This is a genomic window from Staphylococcus sp. GDX8P80P, from assembly GCF_017893095.1.
In the GTDB taxonomy this organism is placed as follows: Bacteria; Bacillota; Bacilli; order Staphylococcales; family Staphylococcaceae; genus Staphylococcus; species Staphylococcus borealis.
Map to the genome: position 1 here is coordinate 19,208 of NZ_JAESMI010000007.1, position 13,905 is coordinate 33,112.

A 13,905-nucleotide genomic window follows, 5' to 3' on the forward strand; every position below is an offset into this window, starting at 1 on the left:
TATGACAACCATATAAACCGTTCCACTCATACAAATTTAATAATAATATAGGGTAAATAGTGTGTCAATTCTATTCAAATTGTTGTAAAAATTAACTCTTTTTTTGTCACAAAATGTTCACAATTTAGATTTTTTTATGATTTGAAGGGCTCTGGTGAATTTGATGTCAAACCAAAATAATATTTTATACTCTCACAAATTCTTATAGATGCTTTACCATCACCATAAGGATTTTGAGTTTGTGACATTTGATTATAAATTATTTCGTTATCCAATAATTCTGCCGTTGTATGATGCACATTTTCAAAATCCGTTCCAATTATTTTCAAAGTGCCCGCTGCTACACCTTCTGGTCTCTCGGTTACATCTCTAAGCACTAGTACAGGTTTATTCAATGAAGGTGCCTCTTCTTGAATACCGCCTGAATCCGTCAAGATTAAATAGGCGTTACTTACGAAGTTGTGGAAGTCTACAACGTCTAATGGTTCAATTAATTCAATACGCTCATGATCACCTAAATACTTATAAGCTAGTGACCTTACTTTAGGATTCAGATGTAGTGGTGATACAATGACCACATCTTCATATTCATCAACAATAGTGCGCATTGCTTTATAAATCTCAATCATTGGCTGTCCAATATTTTCTCTTCGGTGAACAGTTAATAGAATAATGCGTTTATTTTGATGCTTTGTGATTATATCTGATGTATATTCCTTTTGGACCGTTAATTTAAGTGTATCAATAGCAGTATTTCCAGTAATAATTACTGTGTCTGGATTTTTCTGTTCTTGAAGCAAATTATTCGCTGCACCTTTAGTAGGCGCAAAATGCAGGTCGGCTAAATTACTTACCATTTGCCTATTTATCTCTTCTGGGAAAGGTGCATATTTACGTCGTGTTCTTAAACCAGCTTCTACGTGACCAACAGGTACTTGATTATAAAAAGCAGCTAGTGCACCTGAAAATGTAGTAGTGGTATCGCCATGGACGAGCACCATATCCGGTTTTTCTTTTTTAATAATTTCTTCAAGTTGCGTCATTGCTCTTGATGTAATATCTGATAACGTTTGACCTTCCTTCATGATATTCAAATCATAATGTGGCTCGATGTTGAAAGTTTGTAAGACCGAATCTAACATTTCGCGATGCTGAGCAGTTACAACAATCATTGGTTCTAACTCAGCATCACACTCGAGTGCCTTCACTAAAGGTGCCATCTTTATTGCTTCTGGTCTAGTACCAAAGACTGTCATAATCTTTCTCATACATAAACTCCTATACCTATTTTGTACCGAACAATCTGTCTCCAGCATCACCTAAACCTGGTGTAATGTATGCTTTATCATTTAATTTTTCGTCTAATGCTGCAATATAGATATCGACATCATCGTGCGCTTCTTGCATTTTTTCAACACCCTCTGGTGCAGCAATAAGACACATGAATCTAATATTTTTAGCACCGCGTTTCTTCAACGAATTAATTGCTTCGATTGCTGATGCTCCAGTAGCTAACATTGGGTCTACCACAATAATTTGTCTCTCATCAATATCTTGTGGAAGTTTAGCAAAGTATTCTACTGCTTCCAATGTTTTAGGATCACGGTATAAACCAATATGACCAACACGTGCCGCTGGGACTAAGCTTAATACACCATCTGTCATCCCTAAACCGGCTCTAAGAATTGGAACAATTGCTAATTTTTTACCAGCTAATCTTTTTGCAGTCATAGTTGTTACTGGCGTTTTAATTTCAACATCTTGAAGTTCTAAATCTCTAGTAACCTCATACGCCATTAACATGCCGACTTCATCAACAAGTTCTCTAAATTCTTTAGTTCCCGTATTCATATCACGGATATAACTTAATTTGTGTTGAATTAGTGGGTGATCAAATACATGTACTTTACTCATTTATATTGCCTCCAAAATTTTATAAATTATTCATATAGCGGATATTTAGCTGTTAAACGACTTACCCTTTCTCTTGCTTCTTTCAATTTTGTATCATCATTAGGGTGTTTAAGTGCTAAGCTAATAATACGACCAACTTCTTTGAATGCTTCTTCATCAAAGCCTCTTGTTGTAGCAGCTGGTGTGCCTAAACGTATACCACTTGTTACAAAAGCTTTTTCTTGATCAAATGGAATTGTATTTTTATTACATGTTATTCCAATTGAATCTAATGTCGCTTCCGCTTCTTTACCTGTAACATTTACTGAGTTTTTAACATCTACAGATACTAAATGGTTATCAGTGCCACCTGACACAATTCTAAAGCCCTCTTCTTTCAACGTTTCAGAAAGCACTTTAGCATTTTTGATGACTTGCTCTTGATACGTTTTAAAGTCTTGTTCAAGTGCTTCACCGAATGCGACTGCTTTAGCAGCAATGACATGTTCTAAAGGTCCACCTTGTATTCCAGGGAATATTGTTTTATCTATATCCTTCTTATACGCTTCTTTACAAAGAATTAATCCACCACGTGGGCCACGTAAAGTTTTATGCGTCGTTGTTGTTACAAAATCAGCATATTCTACAGGATTTGGATGTAAACCTGCTGCAACTAAACCAGCGATATGAGCCATATCAACCATTAATTTAGCGCCAACTTCATCAGCGATTTCTTTAAACTTTTTAAAATCAAGTTGTCTTGAATACGCTGAAGTTCCTGCAACGATTAATTTAGGCTTGTGTTCATGTGCTAGTTGACGCACAACGTCATAGTCAATTTTTTCAGTTTCTTTATCTACGCCATAATCTACAAAGTTGTAGAATTTACCACTGAAATTAACTGGTGAACCATGCGTTAAATGACCACCATGACTCAAATTCATACCTAAAACAGTATCACCCATCTCTAAAGCGACAAGATATACTGCCATATTGGCTTGAGACCCTGAGTGGGGTTGCACATTTACATGCTCCGCACCAAATAATGCTTTCGCTCTTTCAATTGCAATCGTTTCAGTTACGTCAACATAATCACAACCACCATAGTAACGACGACCTGGATAGCCTTCAGCATATTTGTTAGTCATCACAGAACCCTGTGCTTCCATCACCGCTTCAGATACAAAGTTTTCAGATGCGATTAATTCAATGTTGTTATTTTGCCTATTATATTCATTTTGAATTGCTTCATAGACAGCTTTATCTTGATTTTGGATATATGACATATAAAAAATCCCCCTTTACACTTTCTAGCTTATTCGTATTTAGCTCGTTCACCACCGATTTTCTTAGGTCTTGATGTAGCTATCGTAACAATAGCTTCACCAACTTGTTTGACACTTGTTCTAACCGGTACACAAACGTGTTTAATATGCATTCCAATTAATGTTTGACCAATATCAATACCCTTAGGGACTGAAATATGTTCAACTACGATTGGATCATTCATTTGCTTATAAGCATAAGTTGCAAGACTTCCACCTGCGTGAACATCAGGAACAACTGATACTTCTTCCATCGTTAGCGGATTGAAATCTTCACGTTCAATTGTAACTGCTCTGTTAATATGCTCACAGCCTTGAAATGCAAAAGAAACACCAGTCTCTTGTTTCACTTGTGCTAATGCGCTAAAGATTTCCTCTGCAACTTCCATTGATCCTACAGAACCTATCTTTTGTCCTATAACTTCAGAAGTCGAACATCCTATCACGCAAATTTCATCTTTCTTGAAAAAAGATTGCGCCTTAAGTTCATCAAGCAAAGTTTTAAGTTCTTGCATTGAAATCTCCACCTTAATTACATAATTAAAAAGAAGCATAGCAAACTAGCTATACTTCTTTATTATAACTTATTTAACGCTTAACATATACTAATTGTATAATATTTCGCTTTATGAATCTGACTGTAATTTACTTATTAAGTGTTGAAGCTCTTTAAATGTTTGTCGGTAGGTTTCAATACTACCTCCAAATGGATCGCCAATATCACCTGATTCCCCAACATATTCACCAAGTTGATAAATGCGACCATTATCACCAAAACTATAAATAAGTTGTTGTTTATGCATTTCAGTCATTGTTAAGATTAAATCGCTTTCTAAATCCGCCTTACTAAATTGCTTGGCCCGCGTAGGTTCTGGCAATTCATGCTCAGCGATTACTTTAAGTGATTCAGGTGAAATAGATTGTCCATCTACTGCAAATAACCCTCTTGAATTAATAACATCTTTTTCGAGTATTTTCTTTGCAATACTTTCTGCCATCGGACTACGACACGTATTTCCAGTACATACAAACGTTATTCTCATAATGTTTCACCTCTAACTAAGTGATTTCCTGTAGCTTTACGCATTCTGTTCATAATTGCCTCTGTTGTATCTGTTTTATCAAATGCATAAATATATGCCTCATGTATTTCTGAATTTTCATCGATATCATGGAGTATTTTAAACAAATTATGATTGGCTTGTTTCGTATCATGCTGATCTTTACAGAGCGAAATGAATATGGCATCACTAGGGACAAAGTGTTTTAAATTATCCGGTAAAATAAAAGCGGTATGCGTCCAATCTTTAACAGTTGTAATAGGTTTACTTAGATTTGTCAGCATCGTTACAGGTGTTTCAGGAGCATAGTGCTTATATTTCATACCAGGGGCTATCGGTTTGCTTGTCGTATCATAATGATAATGTTCAACACTTCCAGGCAAGACTTCATTAATCATTGATTGTGTAATTGCTCCTGGTCTGGCTATTCTAAATGGGAACTGTGTGCAATCGAGTACAGTACTTTCTAGGCCTTCTTCACTTTGATCTCCATTAACGATTCCATCTATCTTCCCATTTAAATCGGAATAAACATGTTGAAACGTCGTAGGTGAAGGTCTACCACTGACATTAGCACTTGGCGCAGCAATCGGCATATCCGTATATTGGAGAATTGCACGGCCAATGGGATGACTTGGCATACGTACAGCGATGGATTGCAAACCACCTGTCACTTTGTCACAGAGATACCCAGGCTTTAAAGGTAAAATAAATGAAATCGGACCTGGCCAAAATTCATCCATCAAGCATTTTGCCTCACTTGGTAAGTGTGACACAAAATCATCAATTTGAGAGATGTCGTGAATATGTACAATTAATGGATTGTCGGAAGGACGACCCTTGGCTTGATATATATTTGAAACGGCTTGTTGATTTCGGGCATCTGCACCCAACCCATATACTGTTTCTGTTGGAATTGCAATTAAACCACCATCTTGATATATCTGCTTTATTTTGTCTAATTCCGGATAATCTAATGGCGCATTTTGATATTGACGCATATCCCATAAATTTGTTTTCATCAAGCTCACTCCTCCATCATTTTTATTCATATATAGGAAAAGAAGCTGAGACAAATCAAACTGTCTCAGCCTACAATATCATTTTTGGCAGTGGCTAACTGATTTGAAAACGCGCTTAAATTAAGCCATTTCAAACCTAGTCATCCTTACCGGTGGGACCCAGCAAAAAGAATTTCATCAAGAAATTCCATAATCAAAACAAGCTGGGGCGGGACTACGAACTCATTTTAATATCTATCCCGTTCCCTTTGAGTTTCACCATTTAAATGATACGATTCTATCATTTCCATTTATATCTTTGATAACTTTAACATCCAAATTAGGATATTTTTCTAAAATGATACTTCTTAATTTCTCACCTTGATTATAGCCAATTTCAAAGGTCACATAAGCATCATCATTGAGCACTTGAGGTAAGTCATTAAGGATTGATTCATAAATAGCATAGCCTTTATTTTCTGCGAATAATGCTTTATGGGGCTCGTATTTAACAACTGTAGGTGCCATTGTATCCATCTCATCAACATCAATATATGGTGGATTGGAAATAATACCATCCAATTTAATATTATGTTGGATAAACGGTTTCAAGGCATTGCCTTTCAAGAAATGGATATCCACCTCATGATTATGCGCATTATCAGCAGCGATATCTATAGTTTCTTGAACGATATCTGTTGCATAAACAGTAAAGTCATTATTTAGCTTTTTTAATGTAACAGCCAATACACCACTACCCGTTCCAACATCAGCAATCGATGCGCTTGAGTTACAATGCTCAAGAAAATGCAACATTACTTCCTCGGTTTCAGGTCGTGGAATTAAACAATGTTCATTGACTTGAAATTGGTAGCCATAAAAAGATTGAAATCCAACAATATATTGGATTGGTTCTCCTAAAAGCATTCGTTCAGTAGCCAGCGAAAACTTAATTTCTTCTGCTTTTGACATATCATCATACATATGAATTAAATAATCCGTTCTTGACCACCCAAATAAATCAAGCATTAACCATTCCGCTCTTGATTGTTCGTACCCTTTTTCTACAGCTTGTTTGATAGCACTATCTAATTTTTCTTTAAAGTTCACCATTGTTAAGTTCTTTCAATTTCTCAGTTTGTTCAGATAAAGTTAAAGCATCAATAATTTCATCTAACTTACCTTCCATAATTTGGTCTAACTTTTGTAATGTTAAACCTATTCTATGGTCTGTCACACGACTTTGTGGATAGTTATATGTTCTAACACGTTCAGATCTATCACCAGTTCCTACTGCTGATTTACGTTGTGCCGCATATTTTTGTTGTTCTTCTTGTAATTTCATATCATATAGACGTGCTTTTAATACTTTCAGAGCTTTTTCACGGTTTTGAATTTGTGATTTTTCAGAAGATGTCGCAATCACACCCGTTGGTAAGTGTGTAATACGTACAGCTGAGTCAGTAGTATTGACGTGCTGACCACCTGCACCACTTGAACGATATGTGTCTATTTTCAAATCTTCATTGCGAATTTCAATTTCAACATCTTCTACTTCAGGCAGTACAGCAACTGTTGCTGTTGACGTATGAATTCGGCCACCTGATTCTGTTTCTGGTACACGTTGAACTCGATGTGCGCCATTTTCAAATTTTAATTTACTGTATGCACCGTTCCCAGAAACTGAGAAACTAATTTCCTTGTAACCACCATGGTCACTTTCAGCCGCTTCAACTATTTCCGTTTTAAAGTTTTGAGATTCTGCATATTTACTATACATTCTTAGTAAATCTCCCGCAAAGATGGCTGCTTCATCTCCACCTGCAGCTGCTCTAATTTCAACGATAACGTCTTTTTCATCGTTAGGGTCTTTTGGTATTAGTAAGAATTTAAGCTGTTCTTCTAAATCAGGAATCACACTTTTCAAGCTAGCGCTTTCCTCTTTTAACATTTCGATTTCTTCTTTATCATCTGTTTCGTTTAACATGTCATCAATTTCAGCTATTTCTTCTTTTTTACTTTTATAGTCTCTATATACATCAACTGTTTTTTGTAAATCAGCTTGTTCTTTTGAATATTTGCGTAACTTGTCTGGATCATTTACGATTTCAGGGTCACTTAACATCTCATTGAGTTGTTCATATCTTTCTTCAACGATATCTAATTGATCAAACACTACATTTCCTCCTCTTCACTTGTACTTGGTGCTACTATATGATGTGCTCGACATCTCGGTTCGTAACTTTCATTTGCGCCTACTAAAATGATAGGATCATCAACTTTAGCTGGTTGTCCATTGATTAAGCGTTGTGTTCTACTCGATGATGAGCCGCATACTGCGCAAACAGCTTGCAGTTTAGTAACCTGTTCACTTACCGCCATAATTTGAGGCATCGGTTCAAATGGTTCTCCTCTAAAATCCATATCTAAGCCTGCTACCACAACTCGATGACCATTTTCTGCAAGCTTCTCAACTATATTTACAATTTCTTTATCAAAAAATTGAATTTCATCAATGCCAATGACATCAACTTGAGATAAATCATGCAACAATATATCTCTAGATGTCGAAATATTAATTGCTTCTAATTCATTTCCGTCATGAGAAACAACTTTTTCTTTGTGATAACGATCATCAATCGCTGGTTTAAACACTACTACTTTTTGTTTAGCGTATATGCCTCTTCTTAATCTACGAATAAGTTCTTCTGACTTACCGCTAAACATACTTCCAGTAATGCATTCAATCCAACCGGAATGGTAAGTTTCATACATTATAAGTTCCACCTTTTACAAAAACATAATCGCTTAATTATATCATATTTCTATGTATTATAACTATCTCTTTAAAGACTACTTAAATTTAAAAAAACTGCCTACGCGATTCTATATAAAATAGACTAGGCAGACAGTTTAAACTTATAATTAGTTGTTGTTTGATTTGAGACCAAACTTTTTGTTGAAACGTTCCACACGACCATCCGCAGCAGCGAATTTTTGACGTCCTGTGTAGAATGGATGTGAATCTGAAGATACATCTAAACGAATAACTGGGTATTCATTGCCATCTTCCCATTCCATTGTTTCTGAAGATGTTTTAGTTGAACCACTTAAAAATTTAAAGTTTGTTGTTGTATCTAAAAAGATAACTTTGTGATAATCAGGATGGATTCCTTGTCTCATTATTTTCAGCTCCTTTGCCCTGAACCATCTGGAACAGAGTTATTTGTGAGTTTTTTACCCAATACTTGGTAATTATAATAGTTATTAGATTAAAACGCAACCCTCAAACAGATATTCATTAAATAATTGGTTTACCTGTTTTTGTACTTTCTTCTGCAGCCTTTTGTAATTGCTCGAAAAATTCTTTATTACTTTTAGAGCGTTTAAGTTTTCTAATGAACCTTTCAGTGAAATCTGTAGAATCCGTAAACATGTTTCTTAATTGCCATAATGAATCTAGTTCAGATTTACTAATTAATAATTCTTCTTTACGTGTAGAACTTCTTCCAATATCAATTGCTGGGAAAATTCGTCGTTCAGACAATTTACGATCAAGATGGAGTTCCATATTTCCTGTTCCTTTGAACTCTTCATAAATCATATCATCCATACGTGAACCAGTTTCTACTAATGCAGTAGCTAATATCGTTAAGCTCCCACCTGCTTCAATATTACGTGCAGCACCAAAAAATGCTTTAGGCTTGTGTAATGAAGCGGGATCAAGTCCACCTGATAGTGTTCGTCCACTTGGCGGTATAACAAGGTTATATGCTCTTGCCAATCGAGTAATTGAGTCCATTAAAATAATCACATCTTGACCAATCTCAACTAAACGTTTAGCACGTTCTAATAATAATTCAGCTACTTTTACGTGGTGTTGAGGCGGCTCATCAAAAGTTGAATGTACTACTTCAGCAGATTCTACAGAGCGTTCTATATCAGTGACTTCTTCTGGTCGTTCCCCTACTAATAAAACAAACAATTTCGCATCAGGTTTATTTTTGCAAATCGCATTAGCAATTTCTTTTAATAATGATGTTTTACCAGCTTTTGGTGGCGCAACGATAAGTCCACGTTGACCTAAACCAATCGGTGTAACTAAATCCATAATACGTGTTGAATAATTTTGGGGTTCTGTTTCTAAAACGATTCTTTCCTCAGGATAAAGAGGTGTTAAAGCTTGAAAGTGAGGGCGTTTTTTTACAACTTCAGCATTTTCGTCATTAACAAAGTCTACTTGTAATAAACCGTAATATTTTTCATTATCTTTGGGTTTACGCACTTTACCAGTTACTTTGTCACCACGTTTGATTTCGAAACGGCGAATTTGACTTGCAGATATATAAATGTCCTTTTCACCTTTTGAATAATTGACTGTTCTTAAAAATCCATAGCCATCAGGTTGGATATCATCCAAGACACCTTCCATGTAGTAGTTCCCATCTTTTTCCATTTGGGCTTCCATAATAGCTAATACTAATTCACTCTTGTTTAACTTACTATAATTTGTAAGTTTTAACGATTTGGCTTTCTGTGTTAATTCTTTTGTTGTGTAGTTTTTATACAATTCATGAAACGACTCATATTGCGGAGATGTACGTACTTTTTCAGGCATAAATTGCACCCATTTCTTATATATTTATAAAGACTTAAATTTGACTTGAAAAGAAATAATTCCTTATAGATTCACTTCGATAAATCACAAAATCTATTTTGGACATTTCATATATTACTTTTTAAAGTCTTGAATACTAGAATTAATATAGCAAATTTTCAATTTAAATACAAAACGATTTTATTAAATTTCCAAAAATAAAACAGCTCATGGAACTAAAAATATCCCATGAACTGTTATAAATGACAAATTAATTAATTTTTAAAATTAACTGAAATAGCCGGCAATTGATTTCACTTCTAAGAATTCTTCAATTCCGTAATCGCCCCACTCTCGGCCGATACCAGATTGTTTGTAACCACCAAACGGTAAATCAGGTTGATTGCCAGCCTCATTGATTTCAATTCGTCCAGCTTCAATTGAGCGTGCTACTTTTTGAAGTGTTTCTTTATCTTTACCAATTACGTAACCTGCTAATCCATATTTTGTATCATTTGCAATTTTAATTGCTTCATCTAAGTCATTATAAGTGATAACAGAGGCAACTGGACCAAAGATTTCTTCTTGCGCAATGGTCATATCGTTATCAACATTAATGAAAATGGTTGGTCTTGCAAAGTAACCTTTATTTAACCCTTCTGGTTTACCAGGACCACCATAGAATAATTCGGCGCCTTCTTCAATCCCTTTATCAATATAGGATTGAACTGTATCAAATTGTTTTTTACTAATAATTGGACCGACTTGAGTGCCTTCTTCACGTGGATCGCCAACTTTAACTTTACTAAATTCTTCTTTTAATGCGGTTAAGAAATCTTCTTTTTTACTTTCTGGTATCAAAATACGTGTACCAGCAGTACAAACTTGACCTGTATTATTAACGACTTTGCCAGTTGTCGCTTTTGCAGCTTCCTTAACATCAACATCATCTAAAACGATATATGGTGATTTACCACCTAATTCAAGTGATACTTTCTTGAAATCTTTAGAAGCCTTTTCCATAATTTTAGAGCCTGTACGACCTGAACCAGTAAATGACATCATTCTGACTTTAGGATGCTCACTTAGAGGATTACCGACACCTTCACCGTCACCGTTTACTAGATTGAATACACCTTTAGGCACGCCTACTTTATCAAAAATTTCAGCTAAAATAACGGCTGCAAATGGTGTTTCTTCAGAAGGTTTTAGAACTACAGGACTTCCTGCTGCAAATGCAGCGGCTAATTTCAATGACGTTTGATTAGTTGGGAAGTTCCATGGTGTCACTAATCCTGAAACACCTATCGCTTCTTTAGTTACTAATGCATCGCCACGTCTTTCATCAAATTCAAATGAATCTAGCGCTCTGCTAGCTTCTTGGAAATGATCTAATCCCATTTGATAATGCACATTTTCAGATAATGTGAGTGGTGCACCAAGTTCATCTGTAATAGCTTCTATAATGTCTTGTTTTCTATTTTTATATTCTTCTACAATTTTATCTAATAGTTCTTTTCTTTCTTTTACTGAGCTATGACGAAATTCTAAATATACGTTATTTGCAGCTTCTACTGCTTTGTCAACATCGTTAGCATTACCTTTAGCTACCTTACCAATGACTTCTTCTGTTGCTGGATTAATGACTTCAATTGTTTCATTACTATCGCTATCAACCCATTCGCCATTGATATATTGTTGCGTATAATTTCTCATCAATGCTTCACTCCTTAAGAATCGTTATATCATGTGTGTACCTTTTTTTATCGAGAATTAAACATACCATGTCAGTACAGCATAATAAAAGCGTTTTGCACCAATATTTAAAATGACTAATCTCAACTGTTAGATTCATTCCGTGTATAGTACAAAACGCTTAACTCTATTATTTAGATTTAACTTCTTCTTCAAGTGTAACGTGTTCACGAGCCCACGCTTCTATAGGTTTCAAAGCTTCAGCTAAAGCTTTGCCTTTATCAGTCAATTCATAAATGATTGAAACTGGACTAGTTGAAACTACTTTCTTTTCTACTAATCCCCATTCACCTAAGTCAGTTAATTTAATACTTAATGCACGTGGTGTAATGGTCTTCAAATCCCTTTTCATATCGGAAAAGTGCGCAGTATAATCAGTGCATCGTGATAGATAATTAATGATTAAACCGTTCCAACTTCTACCAACAATTTTAAAGGTTTCTTCAAGATATGGACAGATTTCCAATGTCTTCACCTCTATTCAAAACATCTTTAGATTGTAGGTACTAAAAATCACTTATAAATACATTACATTAGTTTCAGTAATGGTTATAAGTCTACAACATATTAGTATCTAATATAATTATTATACCAGAAAAACAAGCCCTAATACAACGTCTAAAACTATCAATTATAGATCAATTGAAATCATCAAACAAATGCATCTGAATCATTCACAGCTAAATATCAAATCAAAAAGACATTTTATTAAGACTTAGACTTGTTTCTTAAATTTATCGTAGTGATTAAACTTCTTCCGTCCAAATATCTGCGCCTAGCATTTTCAAATGTGTAACGATATCAGTATAACCTCTATAAATATGTCTAACATTATAAATTGTAGTAATACCTTCAGCTAATAGACCAGCAATAATTAGACATGCACCAGCACGTAGATCACTCGCATATACGTCAGCACCATTTAATGTTGAAGGTTTAATTGTCGCTGTTCCTGTTTGCATGTCTGCATCAATATTGGCCCCCATTTGCTTTAACTCATCGACATGTCTAAAACGCGCAGGATATATCGTTTCTGTAACAAACGAAGGACCATCTGCCATAAATAATAATGGCGTTATTGGCTGCTGTAAATCTGTTGCAAAACCTGGATATACTAAAGTTTTAATGTCTACATTTTTGTACATAGGTTTGCGTTTAATGATAGCTTTTTCAGCATCTCCATCGATTTCAATATCTACGCCTAGTTCTTTTAACTTAACCGTTAAAGCTTCAACGTGTTTAGGAACGATATTATTAATCGTTATTTCTTCTCCAACTGCAGCTGCGATACACATATATGTACCCGCTTCAATACGGTCAGGAATAATTTGATATTCAGAACCATGCAAGTCTTTAACACCATTAATTTTTAGCGTACTTGTACCTGCACCTTTAATATTTGCACCAAGACTATTTAAGAAATTAGCTACATCTACAACTTCAGGTTCTTTGGCAGCATTCTCAATAACTGTCTGACCTTTCGCATGTACAGCAGCTAACATAATATTAATCGTTGCACCTACACTGACCATATCTAAGAAGATGTTAGCACCATGTAATTCTTTAGCTTCAATCTTCATTGACGTGTCATTGGATTCATCGATTTCTGCTCCTAATGCTTTGAAACCTTTAATATGTTGATCAATCGGACGTGGTCCTAATGGACAACCACCAGGTAAGCCGATAACGCATTTTTTAAAGCGACCCAACATCGCTCCCATCATATAGTAAGATGCTCGAAGAGATTCAACCTTATTGTTAGGCAGTGGTGCATTTTGAATTTCAGAAGTATCAACTTCTAGCGTTTTACCATTTAATTGAGCCTTAATGTTTAAATCTTCCAATAAACTAACTAGTGTTTCTACATCGGAAATTTGTGGTAAGCCATCTAATTTCACTTGGCCTTGAGCTAATAATGTTGCTGGGATGATAGCTACTGCGCTATTTTTGGCACCGCTTATCGTAACTTCTCCCTTTAGTGTTTGACCACCGCGAATTTTTATTACCTCTTGAGTCATAAGTTTATCTCCTTTGTTTCTCATTTATTTAAAATAATACATTAGTAGCATTATAAAATATACATTCTTTATTTGTAAAACATAAATTATTATGAATTAAAGATAATTGCAGATAAAGTCCGTATAATTGTGTAAAAGTAAAAAGGCCATATAACAGTCCTTTTACGGTACAATGTTTTTAACGACAAAAACATACCCAGGAGGACTTTTACATGACCCAAGTACATTTTACACTGAAAAGCGAAGAGATTCAAA

General features: G+C 35.1%; 14 protein-coding genes. All 14 read right to left on the bottom strand.

Translation table 11 applies throughout. From position 1 onward, the window contains the following. Window positions 1–134 precede the first annotated feature (134 nt). The 14 genes from wecB to KA858_RS00900 all read right to left on the bottom strand — a co-directional run bounded on the left by wecB (window position 135) and on the right by KA858_RS00900 (window position 13,650). Window positions 135–1,268, bottom strand: coding sequence for a non-hydrolyzing UDP-N-acetylglucosamine 2-epimerase (gene wecB, locus KA858_RS00835; RefSeq protein WP_210130296.1), 1,134 nt, complete (start codon window positions 1,266–1,268; stop codon window positions 135–137). Window positions 1,269–1,284: 16 nt separating this feature from the next. After that, window positions 1,285–1,914 carry a uracil phosphoribosyltransferase gene (gene upp / locus KA858_RS00840; protein WP_053031159.1) on the bottom strand — a complete coding sequence of 210 codons (630 nt, stop codon included), beginning with the start codon at window positions 1,912–1,914 and terminating at the stop codon, window positions 1,285–1,287. Between the two features lie 26 nt (window positions 1,915–1,940). Continuing rightward, window positions 1,941–3,179 (bottom strand): serine hydroxymethyltransferase, encoded by a 1,239-nt coding sequence (gene glyA / locus KA858_RS00845; protein WP_053031158.1) that lies wholly within the window; start codon window positions 3,177–3,179, stop codon window positions 1,941–1,943. 29 nt (window positions 3,180–3,208) lie between these two features. Further along, window positions 3,209–3,733, bottom strand: coding sequence for a TIGR01440 family protein (locus KA858_RS00850; RefSeq protein WP_075109001.1), 525 nt, complete (start codon window positions 3,731–3,733; stop codon window positions 3,209–3,211). A gap of 111 nt (window positions 3,734–3,844) precedes the next feature. Further along, window positions 3,845–4,261: a low molecular weight protein arginine phosphatase gene (locus KA858_RS00855; RefSeq protein ID WP_075109000.1), complete on the bottom strand. Its 417-nt coding sequence runs from the start codon at window positions 4,259–4,261 to the stop codon at window positions 3,845–3,847. Continuing rightward, window positions 4,258–5,301 (bottom strand): L-threonylcarbamoyladenylate synthase, encoded by a 1,044-nt coding sequence (locus KA858_RS00860; RefSeq protein WP_210134761.1) that lies wholly within the window; start codon window positions 5,299–5,301, stop codon window positions 4,258–4,260. The genes KA858_RS00855 and KA858_RS00860 overlap by 4 nt, the downstream gene beginning before the upstream one ends. 255 nt (window positions 5,302–5,556) lie before the next feature. Beyond that, complete coding sequence (prmC, locus tag KA858_RS00865; RefSeq protein WP_075108998.1) at window positions 5,557–6,393, bottom strand: peptide chain release factor N(5)-glutamine methyltransferase; 837 nt, start codon at window positions 6,391–6,393, stop codon at window positions 5,557–5,559. Then, entirely contained in the window at window positions 6,380–7,456 is a 1,077-nt protein-coding gene (gene prfA / locus KA858_RS00870; protein ID WP_075108997.1) for a peptide chain release factor 1, read from the bottom strand. Before prfA ends, prmC begins: the two co-directional genes overlap by 14 nt. Then, the gene (locus KA858_RS00875) at window positions 7,456–8,055 is read right to left on the bottom strand and encodes a thymidine kinase (RefSeq protein WP_210134762.1); all 600 of its coding nucleotides are present in this window, start codon (window positions 8,053–8,055) and stop codon (window positions 7,456–7,458) included. Before KA858_RS00875 ends, prfA begins: the two co-directional genes overlap by 1 nt. Before the next feature lie 150 nt (window positions 8,056–8,205). Continuing rightward, the gene (locus KA858_RS00880) at window positions 8,206–8,463 is read right to left on the bottom strand and encodes a type B 50S ribosomal protein L31 (protein ID WP_011275226.1); all 258 of its coding nucleotides are present in this window, start codon (window positions 8,461–8,463) and stop codon (window positions 8,206–8,208) included. Between the two features lie 118 nt (window positions 8,464–8,581). Beyond that, window positions 8,582–9,898: a transcription termination factor Rho gene (gene rho, locus KA858_RS00885; RefSeq protein ID WP_053031144.1), complete on the bottom strand. Its 1,317-nt coding sequence runs from the start codon at window positions 9,896–9,898 to the stop codon at window positions 8,582–8,584. A gap of 267 nt (window positions 9,899–10,165) precedes the next feature. Beyond that, window positions 10,166–11,593 carry an aldehyde dehydrogenase family protein gene (locus KA858_RS00890; protein WP_070855636.1) on the bottom strand — a complete coding sequence of 476 codons (1,428 nt, stop codon included), beginning with the start codon at window positions 11,591–11,593 and terminating at the stop codon, window positions 10,166–10,168. A 169-nt stretch (window positions 11,594–11,762) separates the two neighbouring features. After that, entirely contained in the window at window positions 11,763–12,098 is a 336-nt protein-coding gene (locus tag KA858_RS00895) for a winged helix-turn-helix transcriptional regulator (RefSeq protein WP_053031140.1), read from the bottom strand. 280 nt (window positions 12,099–12,378) lie between these two features. Continuing rightward, window positions 12,379–13,650 (bottom strand): UDP-N-acetylglucosamine 1-carboxyvinyltransferase, encoded by a 1,272-nt coding sequence (locus KA858_RS00900; protein ID WP_210134763.1) that lies wholly within the window; start codon window positions 13,648–13,650, stop codon window positions 12,379–12,381. Window positions 13,651–13,905: the final 255 nt, after the last annotated feature.

Excerpts from the sequence above, each read along its gene's own strand:
- wecB (WP_210130296.1), bottom strand. The coding sequence starts at position 1,268 with ATGAGAAAGATTATGACAGTCTTTGGTACTAGACCAGAAGCAATAAAG.
- upp (WP_053031159.1), bottom strand. The coding sequence starts at position 1,914 with ATGAGTAAAGTACATGTATTTGATCACCCACTAATTCAACACAAATTA.
- glyA (WP_053031158.1), bottom strand. The coding sequence starts at position 3,179 with ATGTCATATATCCAAAATCAAGATAAAGCTGTCTATGAAGCAATTCAA.
- KA858_RS00850 (WP_075109001.1), bottom strand. The coding sequence starts at position 3,733 with ATGCAAGAACTTAAAACTTTGCTTGATGAACTTAAGGCGCAATCTTTT.
- KA858_RS00855 (WP_075109000.1), bottom strand. The coding sequence starts at position 4,261 with ATGAGAATAACGTTTGTATGTACTGGAAATACGTGTCGTAGTCCGATG.
- KA858_RS00860 (WP_210134761.1), bottom strand. The coding sequence starts at position 5,301 with ATGAAAACAAATTTATGGGATATGCGTCAATATCAAAATGCGCCATTA.
- prmC (WP_075108998.1), bottom strand. The coding sequence starts at position 6,393 with ATGGTGAACTTTAAAGAAAAATTAGATAGTGCTATCAAACAAGCTGTA.
- KA858_RS00875 (WP_210134762.1), bottom strand. The coding sequence starts at position 8,055 with ATGTATGAAACTTACCATTCCGGTTGGATTGAATGCATTACTGGAAGT.
- KA858_RS00880 (WP_011275226.1), bottom strand. The coding sequence starts at position 8,463 with ATGAGACAAGGAATCCATCCTGATTATCACAAAGTTATCTTTTTAGAT.
- rho (WP_053031144.1), bottom strand. The coding sequence starts at position 9,898 with ATGCCTGAAAAAGTACGTACATCTCCGCAATATGAGTCGTTTCATGAA.
- KA858_RS00890 (WP_070855636.1), bottom strand. The coding sequence starts at position 11,593 with ATGAGAAATTATACGCAACAATATATCAATGGCGAATGGGTTGATAGC.
- KA858_RS00900 (WP_210134763.1), bottom strand. The coding sequence starts at position 13,650 with ATGACTCAAGAGGTAATAAAAATTCGCGGTGGTCAAACACTAAAGGGA.